The sequence below is a fragment of the Variovorax sp. PAMC28562 genome, from assembly GCF_014303735.1.
GTDB lineage: Bacteria > Pseudomonadota > Gammaproteobacteria > Burkholderiales > Burkholderiaceae_C > Variovorax.
This window is the reverse complement of record NZ_CP060296.1, coordinates 2157105-2171575: the sequence shown is the minus strand read 5'-3', so window position 1 is coordinate 2171575 and position 14471 is coordinate 2157105. Positions and strand designations below refer to the sequence as shown.

Annotated in this window: 15 protein-coding genes and 1 tRNA gene; 4 read left to right on the top strand and 12 right to left on the bottom strand. The window is 60.9% G+C overall.

Translation table 11 applies throughout. From position 1 onward, the window contains the following. Positions 1–19: 19 nt before the first annotated feature. Positions 20–2806: a preprotein translocase subunit SecA gene (gene secA, locus H7F36_RS10245; RefSeq protein ID WP_187054566.1), complete on the bottom strand. Its 2787-nt coding sequence runs from the start codon at positions 2804–2806 to the stop codon at positions 20–22. Between the two features lie 170 nt (positions 2807–2976). Between secA and H7F36_RS10240 the strand changes: the two genes are divergently transcribed. Further along, the gene (locus H7F36_RS10240) at positions 2977–3285 is read left to right on the top strand and encodes a DciA family protein (RefSeq protein WP_187054565.1); all 309 of its coding nucleotides are present in this window, start codon (positions 2977–2979) and stop codon (positions 3283–3285) included. 70 nt (positions 3286–3355) lie between these two features. Here the strand turns inward: H7F36_RS10240 and H7F36_RS10235 are convergent, their stop codons facing one another. The 3 genes from H7F36_RS10235 to H7F36_RS10225 all read right to left on the bottom strand — a co-directional run bounded on the left by H7F36_RS10235 (position 3356) and on the right by H7F36_RS10225 (position 5629). After that, positions 3356–3556, bottom strand: coding sequence for a hypothetical protein (locus tag H7F36_RS10235; protein ID WP_187054564.1), 201 nt, complete (start codon positions 3554–3556; stop codon positions 3356–3358). 79 nt (positions 3557–3635) lie between these two features. Beyond that, the gene (locus H7F36_RS10230; RefSeq protein WP_187054563.1) at positions 3636–4601 is read right to left on the bottom strand and encodes a PDR/VanB family oxidoreductase; all 966 of its coding nucleotides are present in this window, start codon (positions 4599–4601) and stop codon (positions 3636–3638) included. Further along, on the bottom strand, positions 4598–5629 hold the full coding sequence (locus tag H7F36_RS10225; protein ID WP_187054562.1) for an aromatic ring-hydroxylating oxygenase subunit alpha: 1032 nt from the start codon (positions 5627–5629) through the stop codon (positions 4598–4600). The genes H7F36_RS10230 and H7F36_RS10225 overlap by 4 nt, the downstream gene beginning before the upstream one ends. 62 nt (positions 5630–5691) lie before the next feature. On the opposite strand from H7F36_RS10225, the gene H7F36_RS10220 reads away from it, so the two are divergent. Further along, positions 5692–6438: a TetR/AcrR family transcriptional regulator gene (locus tag H7F36_RS10220; RefSeq protein WP_261802635.1), complete on the top strand. Its 747-nt coding sequence runs from the start codon at positions 5692–5694 to the stop codon at positions 6436–6438. Here H7F36_RS10220 and H7F36_RS10215 read toward each other — a convergent pair. From H7F36_RS10215 to petA, 6 genes are all read right to left on the bottom strand, one after another. Then, a tRNA-Thr gene (locus H7F36_RS10215) sits at positions 6412–6487 on the bottom strand. The two genes, H7F36_RS10220 and H7F36_RS10215, sit on opposite strands and share 27 nt — an antisense overlap. A gap of 68 nt (positions 6488–6555) precedes the next feature. Further along, positions 6556–7125: a ClpXP protease specificity-enhancing factor gene (locus H7F36_RS10210; protein ID WP_187054560.1), complete on the bottom strand. Its 570-nt coding sequence runs from the start codon at positions 7123–7125 to the stop codon at positions 6556–6558. A gap of 27 nt (positions 7126–7152) precedes the next feature. After that, positions 7153–7764 (bottom strand): glutathione S-transferase N-terminal domain-containing protein, encoded by a 612-nt coding sequence (locus tag H7F36_RS10205; RefSeq protein WP_187054559.1) that lies wholly within the window; start codon positions 7762–7764, stop codon positions 7153–7155. A gap of 96 nt (positions 7765–7860) precedes the next feature. Further along, the gene (locus H7F36_RS10200; protein ID WP_187054898.1) at positions 7861–8649 is read right to left on the bottom strand and encodes a cytochrome c1; all 789 of its coding nucleotides are present in this window, start codon (positions 8647–8649) and stop codon (positions 7861–7863) included. Positions 8650–8703: 54 nt separating this feature from the next. Next, a complete protein-coding gene (locus tag H7F36_RS10195) occupies positions 8704–10140 on the bottom strand; it encodes a cytochrome b (protein ID WP_187054558.1) in 1437 nt (478 codons plus the stop codon). Between the two features lie 11 nt (positions 10141–10151). Further along, positions 10152–10772: a ubiquinol-cytochrome c reductase iron-sulfur subunit gene (petA, locus tag H7F36_RS10190; RefSeq protein WP_187054557.1), complete on the bottom strand. Its 621-nt coding sequence runs from the start codon at positions 10770–10772 to the stop codon at positions 10152–10154. A gap of 162 nt (positions 10773–10934) precedes the next feature. Between petA and mscL the strand changes: the two genes are divergently transcribed. Beyond that, complete coding sequence (gene mscL / locus H7F36_RS10185; protein WP_187054556.1) at positions 10935–11363, top strand: large conductance mechanosensitive channel protein MscL; 429 nt, start codon at positions 10935–10937, stop codon at positions 11361–11363. Here the strand turns inward: mscL and pdxA are convergent. Both pdxA and H7F36_RS10175 read right to left on the bottom strand, forming a co-directional pair. Next, a complete protein-coding gene (gene pdxA, locus H7F36_RS10180; RefSeq protein ID WP_187054555.1) occupies positions 11350–12420 on the bottom strand; it encodes a 4-hydroxythreonine-4-phosphate dehydrogenase PdxA in 1071 nt (356 codons plus the stop codon). The two genes, mscL and pdxA, sit on opposite strands and share 14 nt — an antisense overlap. Next, positions 12417–13190, bottom strand: a complete 774-nt coding sequence (locus H7F36_RS10175) for a Nif3-like dinuclear metal center hexameric protein (protein ID WP_187054554.1) — start codon at positions 13188–13190, stop codon at positions 12417–12419. The genes pdxA and H7F36_RS10175 overlap by 4 nt, the downstream gene beginning before the upstream one ends. 77 nt (positions 13191–13267) lie before the next feature. Here H7F36_RS10175 and H7F36_RS10170 point away from each other — a divergent pair, with 77 nt between their 5' ends. Further along, a complete protein-coding gene (locus H7F36_RS10170) occupies positions 13268–14434 on the top strand; it encodes a Do family serine endopeptidase (protein WP_187054553.1) in 1167 nt (388 codons plus the stop codon). The last annotated feature ends 37 nt before the right edge of the window (positions 14435–14471 follow it).

Sequence of the window (14471 nt, the reverse complement as noted above, 5' to 3'; positions counted from 1 at the left end):
GGTTCTGGTTCCTTGCCAATCAGCTCAACTTGCCGTGGCAGTGTTTGAATTTCTTTCCGCTGCCACACGGGCATGGATCGTTGCGCCCGACGCGCGCCAACGCGGCGGCTTCGGCGCCCAGCGTGCCGAGCCCGGCCGCGGCGATGCGACGCTGGCTTTCTTCCTCAACGCGCACTTCGACTTCGCCCGATTCCGTCGGCGCCGAGTAGGTAATGTTGGCGAGGTTCTCACCGCGGCTCTCGAGCGCTTCGGCGGCTTCTTCGAGCTGTTCACCGGACTGCACCCGCACCGTCATCAACTGACGCGTCACGTCGTTCTTGACCGAGTCGAGCAGCTGGCCGAAGAGCTCGAAAGCCTCGCGCTTGTATTCCTGCTTGGGCTGCTTTTGCGCATAGCCTCGCAGATGGATGCCCTGGCGCAGATAGTCCAACGATGCCAGATGTTCGCGCCAATGCGTGTCGATGCTTTGCAGCAAGACCATGCGTTCGAACTGCGTGAAGTTCTCTTGCCCGATCAACGCCACCTTGGCGTCGAAGGCGGCATTGGCTGCTGCAACGACCTTTTCTACGACCTCTTCGTCGGCAATGGATGCAGCCGATTCGACTTCTTGTTGCAACGGAATGTCGAGGCCCCACTCGGTGTTCAACGACTGTTCGAGCGCAGCCAGCTGCCATTGCTCTTCGACCGATTCCGGCGGGACGAACTGTCGCGCGAGATCGGTAAAACAGCCTTCTCGCAGCGCCTCGATCTGCGCCGTCAGGTCGGATGCATCAAGAATGTCGTTGCGCTGCTGATAGATGACCTTGCGCTGATCGTTCGAAACATCGTCGTACTCGAGCAACTGCTTGCGCACATCGAAATTGCGCGCCTCGACCTTGCGCTGCGCGCTCTCGATGCTGCGCGTGACGATGCCGGCTTCGATGGCCTCTCCGTCCGGCATCTTGAGCCGGTCCATGATCGCCTTCACCCGATCGCCTGCAAAAATACGCATCAGCGGATCGTCCAAGCTCAGGTAAAAGCGCGACGAGCCCGTATCGCCTTGCCGGCCTGAGCGGCCACGCAGTTGATTGTCGATACGACGCGATTCATGCCGTTCGGTCGCGATGATGCGCAAGCCGCCAAGCGACTTCACGAACTCGTGGTCCTTGTCCCATTCGACGCGCAGCGTTGCGATTTCAGCCTGCTTGCCCGCATCGTCCAGGCCCTCGTCGGCCTCGACCAGCTCGATCATTTTCTCGACGTTGCCGCCAAGAACGATGTCGGTGCCGCGACCGGCCATGTTGGTCGCGATGGTGATCATCTTCGTGCGGCCGGCTTGCGCCACGATGTCGGCCTCACGCGCATGCTGCTTCGCGTTGAGCACCTGGTGCGGGAGGCCCGCCTTGTTCAGCAGCTCGTCGATGATTTCAGAGTTCTCGATCGACGAGGTGCCGACCAGCACTGGCTGACCGCGGTCGTAGCACTCCCGAATATCCTCGATCGCAGCTTCGTACTTTTCGCGCGTGGTCTTGTAGACGCGGTCGAGCTGGTCTTCGCGCTTGCTGTGTCGGTTCGGCGGAATGATCGTGGTTTCGAGTCCGTAGATTTCCTGGAACTCGTAGGCCTCGGTGTCTGCCGTGCCCGTCATGCCGGCCAGCTTGCCGTACAGGCGGAAATAGTTCTGGAACGTGATCGACGCCAGCGTCTGGTTCTCGGCCTGGATCTGCACGCCTTCCTTGGCTTCGACGGCCTGATGCAAACCATCGCTCCAGCGGCGGCCCGTCATCAGGCGGCCAGTGAATTCGTCGACGATCACGACCTCCCCCTCTTGCACCACGTAATGCTGATCGCGGTGATAGAGGTGCCGCGCACGCAGCGCGGCGTTGAGGTGGTGCATCAGCGTGATGTTGGCAGGGTCGTAGAGCGATGCGCCATCGGGCAAGAGCTTGAACTCGCTGAGGATGCGCTCGGCATTCTCGTGACCGTCTTCGGTCAGAAAGACCTGATGCGTTTTTTCGTCGACGGTGAAGTCGCCGGGCTTGGTAACGCCCTCGCCGGTGCGGGGATCGGCTTCACCTTCCTGCTTGGTGAGCAGCGGTACCACCTTGTTGATCGCGAGGTAGGTATCTGTGTGGTCTTCGGCCTGGCCGCTGATGATCAGTGGCGTGCGAGCCTCGTCGATCAGAATGGAATCGACCTCGTCGACGATGGCGTAGTTCAGGCCGCGCTGAACCCGATCGCCGGGCTCGTAGACCATGTTGTCGCGCAGATAGTCGAAGCCGTACTCGTTGTTCGTGCCGTACGTGATGTCGCTGCCGTAGGCCTGCTGCTTTTCTTCGCGCGGCATGTTCGGCAGGTTGATGCCGACCGAGAGACCGAGAAAGTTGTAGAGCCGGCCCATCCATTTCGCGTCGCGGCTGGCCAGGTAGTCGTTCACTGTGACGACATGCACTCCCTTGCCCGACAGCGCGTTCAGGTACACCGGCAACGTGGCGGTCAACGTTTTGCCCTCGCCGGTACGCATCTCAGAAATCTTGCCGTTGTGCAGGGCCATGCCGCCGAGCAACTGCACATCGAAGTGGCGCATCTTCATGACGCGCTTGGAACCTTCTCGCACGGTCGCAAAGGCTTCGGGCAGCAGGTCGTCGAGGGTTTCGCCCTTGGCGGCGCGAGCCTTGAACTCCTCGGTCTTGGCGCGCAGGGCGTCGTCGCTCAGCTTTTCGAACTCGGATTCGAGCGCATTGATGCGCTCGACCGTCTTCCGATATTGCTTCAGGAGACGGTCGTTGCGACTGCCGAAAATCTGGGTCAGGAAATTGGTTGCCATGAGTGGAGGATCGACGGACACCCTGTACGCGGGGCGCTGCGATCCAGATCCCTAAGATATGGTGAAAGCAATTGGGCGCACTTCCATGAAAAGCAAGCGGCCCTGATGTCAGGCGCATGCGCCGACAAACCGCGCATTTTAGCCGGCTTGTTTCAGTCCGTTATTTCCCCATGATCCGCCGAACAACCACCTTCACATTGCTCCAGGCTGCCGACGGCTCCCCCACCCTCGCGGGCTTGCTGGCACGCGCCCGCGACGCCTCGGAACGTCTAAAAGCGGTGGAAGAGCTGATCCCGAAAGACATGCGTGCCGCGGTTCAGCCAGGCCCGGCCGACGGCGATGTGTGGTGCGTACTGGTCAATGGCAGCGCAGCCGCTGCCAAGCTACGCCAGCTTGCACCCATGATCGTTGCGCGCCTGAAGGCCCGGGGCTGGGAGGTGGCGACGTTGCGAATCAAGGTGCAGCAGACTCGACGCTGACTGCGAGCGCCGCTTTGGCCGACTCACGGCTTTTTGCTTTCTCAGGGCGCGCGCAAGCTGCTCGAGTGGCTCAGGGCTTCTCGCCGCGCTTGCTCGCTCCGTCGTCCATGAAGCCCGGGTTGCGTCCCGCCGTTGCTTGCTTTGGCACCATGACGCCGCCGGGCGCCCGAACCAGTTTTTCCGGCTTGGGTGCATCGACAGCGGTCTGCGCCTTTTTGACCGGGTGAGCGCCGTGTCGCCTCACAGGCGCGGCATCAGCTGTGTTGAGCATGCCGGCAGTGGTGGCAACGAAGAACGCCAAAACGAATTTTGAAATTGAGGAAGACATCAGAAAATCTCGCAGTTGAAGGTCACAAATCAAGCACCAGAAGCCTAGACTTCGAGCGCGAGCAACACGGCGTGAACTGGTCGTTGACCGCCTGCTCTTCCGGCGTCAGGTACATGTCCCTATGGTCGGGCTCGCCTTCGAGCACGCGCGTCAGACAAGTACCACAGACGCCCTGCTCGCACGAAGTCAACACCTCGATGCCGGCGGCGGCCAGGGCTTGCACCACGGTCTGCTCTTTGGAGACGAAGACGACCTTGCCCGAACTCGCAAGCTTCACCTCGAAGCTCGCGTCGTCGTTTGATTTGACGACTTCCGCGCCAAAAAATTCATAGTGAAGTTGCTCCGCCGGCCAGCCCGCGGCGCGGGCGGCATTCAGCAACCAGTCCATGAAGCCCTTGGGCCCGCAGACATACAAATGCACCCCTGGGTTCATCGTGGACAACAACCGGGCGAGGTCCAGCTTCTGCGCTGAATCGCCGTCGTCGAAATGGAATTGCACCTTCGCTGCAAACGCAGAAGCTGCGATGCGTTGACGGAACGCAGTGCGCTCGGGCGAGCGAGTGCAGTAGTGAATTTCCAGCGACGCTCCCGTCACCGCGAGGCGCTCCGCCATACACAAAATCGGCGTGACCCCGATGCCTCCAGCGACAAGCACGCTGTGCTTGGCTTCGTGCGCCAGCGGAAAGTGATTTTTCGGCGCGCCGATGTGCAAGATGTCGCCTTCGTTGACCGCATCGTGAAGGCTTTGCGAGCCGCCACGCGAGCCTGGGTCGCGCAGCACGCCGATCAGGTAGCGATGCGCTTCTTTCGGGTCGTTGCACAGCGAATACTGGCGAGTCAAGCCGTTGGGCAAGTGCACGTCGATATGGGAACCTGCCGAGAACGGCGGCAAGGGACGCTCGTTGATGCTGACCAGTTCGAAGGTCGCAATGTCGATGGTCTCGTCGACCTTGCGAGCGACGCGAACCTGATGGTCACCGGCCGTCACGAAGCGCTCTCCGCCGCGAGGATGCGGTCGAGCACGCGGCGCGACTGAACTCCGCCCGAGTCGATATTCAGCTTGAGCAACGCGCGGTGAGGGTGCGCCGACAGGTTCTTTTGCTGGCGCTCGAGCATCTCGAGGTCTTCACCGAAAATTTTGGCCTGGCCTTCGCGAATGCTGGCTGTCAACGCCTTGTCGTTCGGATTGAAGTTACGCGCCATACCCCAGAAGTACCAGATCGATGTCTCGGTTTCAGGCGTGATGAAGTCGACCACGATGCTCGACGCCTTGAACTTGGCGTCGGCGTTGTAGCCGCCGTTGCCTGCGTGGGCGACGCCCACCTCGATGAGCACGTGACTCGGAGGGGTGAAGCGGCAGATTTGCCACCGATCCACCGGCACGTCGTCGGCCAGATGGTTGCCGCGCAACGCCATGCGCCAGAACGGCGGCGCCATGATGTTTTCCATGTGGCGGGCGGTGATCACTTCGTCGCCCTCGGTGGTCGTTTTGGTCGGCGTCTCGTCGATTTCCGGCTGCCCTATGCTGGTCGCATGAACGTAGGTTTCGTGCGTCAGGTCCATCAGGTTGTCGATCATGAGGCGGTAGTCGCATCCGATGTGATAGAGCCCGCCGCCATACGCCCATTCGGGGCTTTCGGCCCACTCGAGCCGGTGGAGCTTGGCCTCGTCGGCTTGCGCTGGATCGCCGGGCCAGACCCAGACAAAGCCGTAGCGCTCGATCACCGGATAAGCACGTATCGCTGGAAAGCCGCGCACGCGTTGGCCCGGCATGGCGATGGTCTTGCCGTCGCATCCCATTTCCAGCCCGTGATAACCGCAGACCAGTTTGCCTTCGACCACTGAGCCGAGTGAGAGCGGCGCACCGCGATGCGGGCAAAAGTCTTCGAGCGCTGCGACCACGTTGTCCGGGCCGCGATAAAAAACGATCGCCTCATTGCAGACCTTTCGACCCAATGGTTTGTCGTCGATTTCCTCGGGCATGCAGGCGACATACCAAGCATTCTTCGGGAACATGCGTGTCTCTCTTTCGTGGAATGGCGCTCGCCCATTCAGGCGATGGAATCATTTAATTGAGCGTGCTCAAATATAACTTTGCTCAATTTTCTCGTCAACGATTAGATAATGCGCAAATGCCCAACTTTGAGACTGAGCCGACACAAGCACCCCGAGCGGGCCTGCGCGAGCGGAGCAAAACCGACAAACGCAAGCGCATCATCGAGGCGGCGCGCGCTGTGTTCATCGAGCATGGCTACGAGGCGGCGACTACCCGCGAGATCGCCACGCGGGCTGACGTGTCCACCGGCACGGTATTCGTCTACGCCAAGGACAAGCGCGACTTGTTGCTGCAGGTGGTCAACGACGAGCTCGACGCGGTCAATCTCAAAGGACAAGCATTGCTGGAAAGACCAGGCTCGCTGCGCGAAAGATTGCTACCGTACTTCGAGCTCCGATACCGCTACTGGGCCAGCGAACCGCGGCTGGCGCGTCCGGCGCTGCGCGAGACGTCCGAATTTCTGGCGCCGGGGGCTAACCACGGCGAAGAGGCGCATCGCTTCTACGCCCGCCGCCCGGTGATCTTGGGCCACATCGAACAGATGGTGCGCGCTGCACAGAAAAGCGGAGAAGCACAGGATGACGTGCCCGCCGACCAGATCGCTTCGCTGATCTTCAGCCTGTACCTGATCGAGGTGCGCCGCTGGCTGAACTACGAGCCGCCAAGGCTCGCCAGTGGCATGAAGCGCCTGAGCGCCGTGCTGGGATTGTTTGTGCGGGGCATCTTGAGCCCCGGTCATGAATGGTGCCGCTTGTCGGAATCGAACTGACGACCTACCGCTTACAAGGCGGTTGCTCTACCAACTGAGCTAAAGCGGCGGGATCTTGATTTTAGCGGTGCGCGTAGCGCGCATCGCGGTGTCAACTTGTAGCCTCGACTTCGTCGACTATTTGATGCGTTTCAACGAGGGCTTGGCGCCGCCGCCCGCTGGGGGCCGCGGCGGATCGTCCTGATCCGTCGGTGCATCTTCGGCTGTGCCACGGTGGCCGGGCAACTCGTCGCCAGTGACGAGGTGCATGATTTTGGTGTCGCTGGCACCGTGGCCGCGTTGCGCTGCGCGCACCGGTGAACGCCCGTCGCCTATATCAACGGTTGACTGAGTTACCTGTGGGCCTTTTGCAGCGGCCGGCTGCGCAGGCGCCGGAAAAGCCATCCCCTGCCCGTTCTCACGCGCGTAGATGGCGATCACGCGACCGACCGGTACGTTGATCTCGCGCGCCGTGCCTGCGAAGCGAGCCTTGAACTCGATGAAGTCGTTGCCGAGCTTGAGCGAACTCGTCGCGTCAAAGCTGATGTTCAACACGATCTCGCCGTTCTTGACGTACTCGCGCGGGACCTGCACGGTCTCGTCGACCAGTACCGCGACATAGGGCGTGAACCCGTTGTCGGTGCACCATTCGTACAGTGCCCGAATGAGGTACGGTCGCGTGGAAGACGATTCGAGCGCGTTGATCATTTCGACAAAGTCACCGGCAAAGAGCGCTTACTTGCGCATGACCTTTTCAGACGGCGTCAGCGCTTCGATGTAGGCCGGGCGCGAAAAAATGCGTTCGGCGTACTTGAGCAGCGGTGCAGCGTTCTTGCTGAGATCGATGCCGTAGTAGTCAAGGCGCCAAAGCAGCGGTGCAATCGCGACGTCGAGCATCGAGAAGTTGTCGCCAAGCATGTACTTGTTCTTCAAGAAAACCGGCGCGAGCTGCGTAAGGCGATCGCGAATGTGTGCACGGGCCTTCTCAAGCGCCTTATCGTTGCCTTTCGACGTGCGGTTTTCGAGCGTCGACACATGCACGAAAAGTTCCTTTTCGAAGTTGAGCAGGAACAGCCGGACGCGTGCGCGGTCGACCGGGTCGCCGGGCATCAATTGCGGATGCGGAAAGCGCTCGTCGATGTACTCGTTGATGATGTTCGACTCGTACAGGATGAGGTCGCGCTCGACCAGGATCGGCACTTGCCCGTACGGGTTCATCACGCTGATGTCTTCTGGCTTGTTATAGAGGTCGACGTCGCGAATTTCGAAGTCCATGCCCTTCTCGAACAAGACAAAGCGGCAGCGATGGGAAAAGGGGCAGGTTGTTCCTGAATACAGAACCATCATGGCGAAAGACTCCTAAAAATCAAAAAGAGTGGGCAGCATCAGCAACCCACTCTGGAGGACCGGACGCGTCAGCGGCCGATCGGCGGTAAGCGGACGCTACTTGACTTCTTTCCAGTAAGACGCGTTCAACCGCCACGTAAAGACCACCGCCATCAGCAAGAACAACAAGACCCACACACCGATGCGTACACGCGTGTTTTGTGCAGGCTCGGCCATCCATTGAAGGTAGCTGACGAGATCGCCAATGGACTGGTCGTACTGCAAAGGCGTCATGGTGCCCGGAGTGACCTGTTGCCAGCCTTTGAACACCTCGGTCTCATGACCGTGTTGCTCGATCTTCTCGTAGACCGGGCGACGGTCACCTTGCAGTTCCCACAGCACATGCGGCATGGCCACGCTCGGGTAGGCCATGTTGTTCCAGCCCGTCGCTTTGGTGTCGTCGCGGTAGAACGTGCGCAGGTAGGTGTAAAGATAGTCAGCGCCAGTGCCGCCATGGCCAGCGCGCGAGCGCGCGACCAAAGTCAGGTCGGGTGGATTGGCGCCGAACCATTCCTTGGCCTGCCGAGGATCGATGTTGGCCTTCATGGTCTCGCCGACCTTGTCGGTCGTGAACAGAAGATTGTCCTTAATCTGCTGCTCGGTGATGCCGATGTCCTGCAGCCGGTTGTAGCGCATGAACGCAGCCGAGTGGCAGTTCAGGCAGTAGTTGACGAAGAGCTTGGCGCCGTTTTGCAACGCGGCAACGTCGTTTGTTTTGTTGGGCGCCTTGTCCCACACATAACCTTCGCTCTCGGCAGCAGCCGGGGCAGCCACCACAAAGGCCAAGCCTAGGGCGAGGCTGAACGTTGCCAGCCAGCTGGCAATACCCTGCTTCAGCGTCTTCATCGTGGTCGCAGAGCCTGTCGATGTATTTGTCTTTTTGGTCATGCTGGTCCGGCCTCAGTGCGCAGCAAAAACAACGCGGTCGGGCACCGGCTTGAACTCGCCTGCGCGACTCCAGAGAGGCATCAGAAGAAAGAAACCGAAGTAGAGCAACGTGCCGACTTGCGAAACCGTCTGCGCGATGTCGAGCGTGAGGGAGCCGATCGTGATGCCGCCCCATACGCCTGGCGGCTCGATGCCTAGGTACCCCAAGATCAAGAAGAAGAACACGAACACGCCGTACACATACTTGTGCCAGCTCGGGCGATAACGAATTGACCGCACTTCGCTGTGATCGAGCCACGGCAGGAAGAACAGGATGATGACCGAACCACCCATCACCACGACGCCCCAAAACTTGGCGTCGAACGACTTCAGCAAGGCGATCAGCACCAAAGCCGCGACCACGACAGCCACCTTGATGAACATGCCCGACTTACCCTTGATGAAGTTCCAGACCGCCGCGATCGCGAGGATGAGCGCGAACACGTTGACCATGTCGTCAGTGGTCGCACGCAGCATCGAATAGAACGGAGTGAAATACCAGACCGGTGCGATGTGGTTCGGCGTCTTCAAAGAATCGGCCGGGATGAAATTGTTGTACTCCAGGAAGTAGCCACCCGCTTCAGGCGCGAAGAAGATCACCGCCGAGAAGATAGTGAGGAACACCACCACGCCGAAGATGTCGTGCACCGTGTAGTAAGGATGCGATGGGATGCCATCGACCGGATGGCCATCGGCGCCGCGGTTCGCCTTGATCTCGATGCCGTCCGGATTGTTCGATCCCACCTCGTGCAGCGCGATCAAATGCGCAACCACCAGGCCGAGCAACACCAGCGGCACGGCGATCACGTGGAAGCTGAAAAAGCGGTTGAGCGTGGCGTCGCTCACCACGTAGTCGCCGCGAATCAGCAATGCGAGGTCAGGGCCGACGAACGGGATCGCGGCGAACAGGTTCACGATCACCTGAGCGCCCCAATAGCTCATCTGGCCCCATGGCAGCAGATAGCCCATGAAGGCTTCAGCCATCAGACACAGAAAGATCGCGCAACCAAAGACCCAGATCAGTTCGCGCGGCTTGCGATAGCTGCCGTAAAGAAGCCCGCGGAACATGTGCAGATACACCACGACGAAGAACGCCGAGGCGCCCGTCGAGTGCATGTAGCGGATGAGCCAACCCCAGGGCACATCGCGCATGATGTACTCGACCGACGCAAACGCCTGCGTTGCATCGGGCTTGTAGTGCATGACCAGAAAAATGCCGGTCACGATCTGTATGACCAGCACCAGCATCGCAAGCGAACCGAAAACGTACCAAAAGTTGAGACTTTTCGGAGCGTAGTACTTGCCCCATTGATCGTTCCACAGCTTGGTCAGCGGGAACCGGTTGTCGACCCAGTTCAGCAGCTTTTCACCGGCTGGTGCATTGGGCGATATCTCGTGGAATTCAGCCATGTGTTTGTCTCTCAAGCCTTGGCGTTTTTGTCTTCGCCGATGAGCAAACGCGTGTCGGTCATGTACATGTGCGGAGGCACCGGAAGGTTGTCGGGTGCGGGCTTGTTCTTGAACACGCGGCCGGCCAGGTCGAAGGTCGAGCCATGGCAAGGGCACAAGAAACCGCCCTCCCAATCGGCGGGCAACGACGGCTGCGGACCTGCCTGAAAGCGATCGCTCGGCGAGCAGCCGAGGTGCGTGCAGATGCCGACGACGACCAGCAATTCAGGCTTGATCGAACGGTGCTCGTTTTGCGCGTATTTGGGAGTGAACTCGTCGGGGTGACGCTTCGAAAGCGGATCCGCCAATTGCGGATCAAGCTTTGATAACTCGGCGAGTTGCGCTGGTGTGCGCTTCAGGATCCAGACCGGCTTGCCGCGCCATTCGACGGTCATCTTCTCGCCGACCTTCAGAGCGCTGATGTCTACTTCGACCGGTGCACCCGCTGCCTTGGCTTTTTCCGAAGGCTCGAAAGTGCTGATGAAGGGCACTGCGACGGCGACGCCGCCCACTGCGCCTGCACAACTGGATGCGATCAACCACGTACGTCTGCTGGTGTCGATCCTGGGTTGGCCGACAGTGATGTCACTCATGGGGGTCCTCAATCTTCTTCGCTGGGGCTTGGCTCAACCCGCGATTGTAGCGGAGCGATACAGGCGAATTCAACGTGCGGCGGGGCGTCGGCCCACCCCGCAACGCCGTTTCAGTCTCCTATACTCGACGCCTGAATCAGCCCTAGCGCACGAGGAACCGGCATGAGTTTTATCAAGGAATTTCGCGAGTTCGCGGTCAAAGGCAACGTCGTTGACCTGGCAGTGGGCGTGATCATCGGGGCAGCGTTCGGCAAGATCGTCGACTCACTGGTCGGCGACATCATCATGCCGATCGTCGGGCTCGTTTTCGGCAAGCTCGATTTTTCGAACTACTTCGTCGTGATGGGGACAGCGCCACCCGGCGTAGCCAACACGCTGGCCGACCTGAAGAAGGCTGGCGTACCCGTGCTCGCCTACGGCAACTTCATCACCGTGGCGGTGAACTTCGCGATTCTTGCCTTCATCATTTTCCTTATGGTTAAGCAGATCAACAAACTGCGCAGGCACGACGACGTGGCGCCACCCCCTGCGCCGACGCCCGAAGACATCGTGTTGTTGCGCGAAATCCGCGACAGCCTCAAACGCTCGTAACTGCAGCTTTATCTCTGCCGACGCCAGCCAACGTGCGGGCCACGCGCAGCGCCTCGATCAGGCTCGATGCATCTGCGCGTCCGGTGCCGGCAATGTCGAACGCCGTGCCGTGATCGGGGCTGGTGCGGACCAGCGGCAAGCCCAGCGTCACGTTGACGCCTTTATCGACACCAAGGTACTTGACGGGAATCAGCCCCTGGTCGTGGTACATCGCGACGACCACATCGAACTCGCCTTTGCGCCCTGGCTTGCCGCGCGCGCGCATGAACACGGTGTCCGGCGCATACGGTCCGTGCGCGTCAATTCCTTCGGCACGCGCCGCGGCTATCGCCGGCGCGATGATGTGCTGCTCTTCCGAGCCGAACAACCCACCCTCGCCTGCGTGGGGATTGAGGCCAGCCACACCGATTCGCGGCGCGTGCCCGAGCGCCGCTCCCAAAGCTGAATGCGTGATGCGCAACGTCTGCAACACGCCTTCGAACGTCACGGCATCGATAGCGTTTCGAAGCGACATGTGGATGCTGACGAGCACAGTTCGCAGCTCGTCGGTTGCCAGCATCATGCGCACCGGCACCTTGGAGACAGGGCGCCCGAGATACGCCGCCGACTCGGCCTGCAGCAACTCGGTGTGACCGGGATATGGAAAACCGGCCGCAGCCAGGGACTCCTTGTGAAGCGGCGCAGTCACGATCGCAGCGATGTCACCGTGAAGTGCAGCACGCGCCGCCCACACCACGCATTCGCCCGCCACTTTTCCTGCCAATGCACTCACGATGCCCACGGCGATAACGGGCGGCGGCTCGACCACTTGCAGCACCGGAACGCAACGAGGCGGAACATCGACCGCCTCGCTTGCGCTGTCGAGCAATGCCACCGGCCAAGCCAGTTGCCCCGGTGACGCCAGCGCCGCACATGCAGCGCGCACCGTCGCAACATCACCCGCAACGAAGCAACCTCGCGTGGCATCCGGCGCATCCCGAAAAGCCTTGACGATGATCTCGGGGCCGATACCTGCCGGGTCGCCCAACGTAATTGCAATGGGCTTCGTCGTCTTCATGCCGGGTTGTCGATGTCGATGAACTCGTGGGCCAAGCCGAGCTGCGCAGCGATATGCCCGGCCACAGCAGGCGCACCGTAGCGTTCCGTCGCGTGATGGCCGCAGGCGAGATACGCCACACCCATTTCGCGCGCGTAATGCGCTTGCGGCTCTGAAATTTCTCCGGTGATGAAGGCGTCGGCACCCGCCGCGATCGCTGCCTCGAAGTGGCCTTGCGCGCCACCGGTGCACCACGCAATAGTCTTGATCGGACGATGCGCGCCATCAACCAGCGTGACCGGGCGTCCGAGTATTTTTTCAACATGAATCGCGAGCAAAGCGGCGCTGGGGAACGATGCGCCATCGGTACGTCCGCCGAGAAACCCGAGCTCTTGCTCCCCGAACCGACCGCCGGAGCCGGGTTGCGCGACCAAGCCCAACTTGAGCCCGAGCTGCGCGTTGTTGCCGAGGTCGGGATGCGCGTCGAGCGGCAGGTGATACGCGAACAGATTTACGTCATCGCCAAGCAGCAGCCCGAGCCGCTGCTTCATCCAGCCGGTGACACGCCCGTCCTGCCCGCGCCAGAACAAGCCGTGGTGGACAAAAATCGCGTCGGCTTCGGCATGAATGGCGGCTTCGATCAACGCACGGCTGGCAGTGACACCGGATACGATCTTGCGCACCACCGTACGGCCTTCGACTTGCAGGCCATTGGGCCCGTAGTCCTTGAATCGTGCGGGGGCCAGCAGCAGGTCGAACGCATGCAGGAGTTCGTGGCGGGTCGTGCTCATCACGCCATTGTGGCCGCGGCCGAAGGCCAGGCGCTGAGGGACAATGCGTTTTCTTTTTTTCCCCCTTTCCACTTCCCATGAAACGTATCTGGCTGCTGTTCGCCCAAGCCGTCACCGTGCTGCTGGCAGCTTTTTTCGTCGTGTCGACGCTCAAGCCCGAATGGGTCAACCGACGTGCCACGTTGCTCGGTGGAGTGGTGTCGGTCGTCGAAGCGCCCGCAGGCGCACTGAACAACATCGCGCCGGGCAGCTTGAGCGCTGCTGCCAAGAAGGCATCTCCCGCCGTAGTCAGCATCAACACCAGCAAGGCCGCACAGCGCAATCCGCGCAGCAACGACCCGTGGTTCAAGTTTTTCTTCGGCGACCAGGGGGGCGACCAGCCACAAGTCGGACTGGGCAGCGGCGTGATCGTCAGCGCCGATGGCTACATCCTGACCAACAACCATGTGGTCGAGGGCGCCGACGAGATCGAAGTTACGCTCAACGACAGCCGGCATGCGCATGGCAAAGTCATCGGCACCGACCCCGATACCGACCTGGCCGTGCTCAAGATCGAACTCGACAAGCTGCCGGTCATTACCCTTGGCAATTCGGACGGGCTGGAAGTGGGCGATCAGGTGCTGGCCATCGGCAACCCGTTCGGCGTCGGCCAGACCGTGACCAGCGGCATCGTCTCCGCACTCGGCCGCAACCAGTTGGGCATCAACAACTTCGAGAACTTTATTCAGACCGACGCCGCCATCAACCCGGGCAATTCCGGTGGTGCGCTGATCGACGTGAACGGCAACCTCGAAGGCATCAATACCGCGATCTATTCGCGCTCGGGCGGCAGCATGGGCATCGGCTTCGCGATCCCCGTGTCGATGGCGAAGATCGTGCTTGAAGGCATCGTCAAAGAAGGCCAGGTGCGGCGCGGCTGGATCGGCGTGGAGCCGAACAACCTGTCGCCCGAGCTGGCCGAAACCTTCGGTGTGAAGGCCGATACCGGCGTCATCATCACCGGCGTTCTGCAGGCCGGGCCGGCTGCCAAAGCGGGGATTCGTCCGGGTGACGTCATCACCGGTGTGGGCGACAAGAAGATCGACAACGTGCAGGAGCTGTTGACCGCGGTCGCCGGACTCAAGCCGGGCAACGCCTCGCGCTTCGCCTTGCGCCGCGGCGGCGACAAGATGGAACTCGACGTGACGCCCGGCCTGCGACCCAAGACGCCGATTCGCAAGGCACCTGCGCAAGACAACGAATAAGCGCCGACCGCCGCTGGACGGAGTTCGGCTCAAGCGC

Excerpts from the sequence above, each read along its gene's own strand:
- H7F36_RS10205 (WP_187054559.1), bottom strand. The coding sequence starts at position 7,764 with ATGATGGTTCTGTATTCAGGAACAACCTGCCCCTTTTCCCATCGCTGC.
- H7F36_RS10235 (WP_187054564.1), bottom strand. The coding sequence starts at position 3,556 with ATGCTCAACACAGCTGATGCCGCGCCTGTGAGGCGACACGGCGCTCAC.
- H7F36_RS10200 (WP_187054898.1), bottom strand. The coding sequence starts at position 8,649 with ATGAAGACGCTGAAGCAGGGTATTGCCAGCTGGCTGGCAACGTTCAGC.
- secA (WP_187054566.1), bottom strand. The coding sequence starts at position 2,806 with ATGGCAACCAATTTCCTGACCCAGATTTTCGGCAGTCGCAACGACCGT.
- petA (WP_187054557.1), bottom strand. The coding sequence starts at position 10,772 with ATGAGTGACATCACTGTCGGCCAACCCAGGATCGACACCAGCAGACGT.
- H7F36_RS10170 (WP_187054553.1), top strand. The coding sequence starts at position 13,268 with ATGAAACGTATCTGGCTGCTGTTCGCCCAAGCCGTCACCGTGCTGCTG.
- mscL (WP_187054556.1), top strand. The coding sequence starts at position 10,935 with ATGAGTTTTATCAAGGAATTTCGCGAGTTCGCGGTCAAAGGCAACGTC.
- H7F36_RS10210 (WP_187054560.1), bottom strand. The coding sequence starts at position 7,125 with ATGATCAACGCGCTCGAATCGTCTTCCACGCGACCGTACCTCATTCGG.
- H7F36_RS10225 (WP_187054562.1), bottom strand. The coding sequence starts at position 5,629 with ATGTTCCCGAAGAATGCTTGGTATGTCGCCTGCATGCCCGAGGAAATC.
- H7F36_RS10240 (WP_187054565.1), top strand. The coding sequence starts at position 2,977 with ATGATCCGCCGAACAACCACCTTCACATTGCTCCAGGCTGCCGACGGC.
- H7F36_RS10175 (WP_187054554.1), bottom strand. The coding sequence starts at position 13,190 with ATGAGCACGACCCGCCACGAACTCCTGCATGCGTTCGACCTGCTGCTG.
- pdxA (WP_187054555.1), bottom strand. The coding sequence starts at position 12,420 with ATGAAGACGACGAAGCCCATTGCAATTACGTTGGGCGACCCGGCAGGT.
- H7F36_RS10195 (WP_187054558.1), bottom strand. The coding sequence starts at position 10,140 with ATGGCTGAATTCCACGAGATATCGCCCAATGCACCAGCCGGTGAAAAG.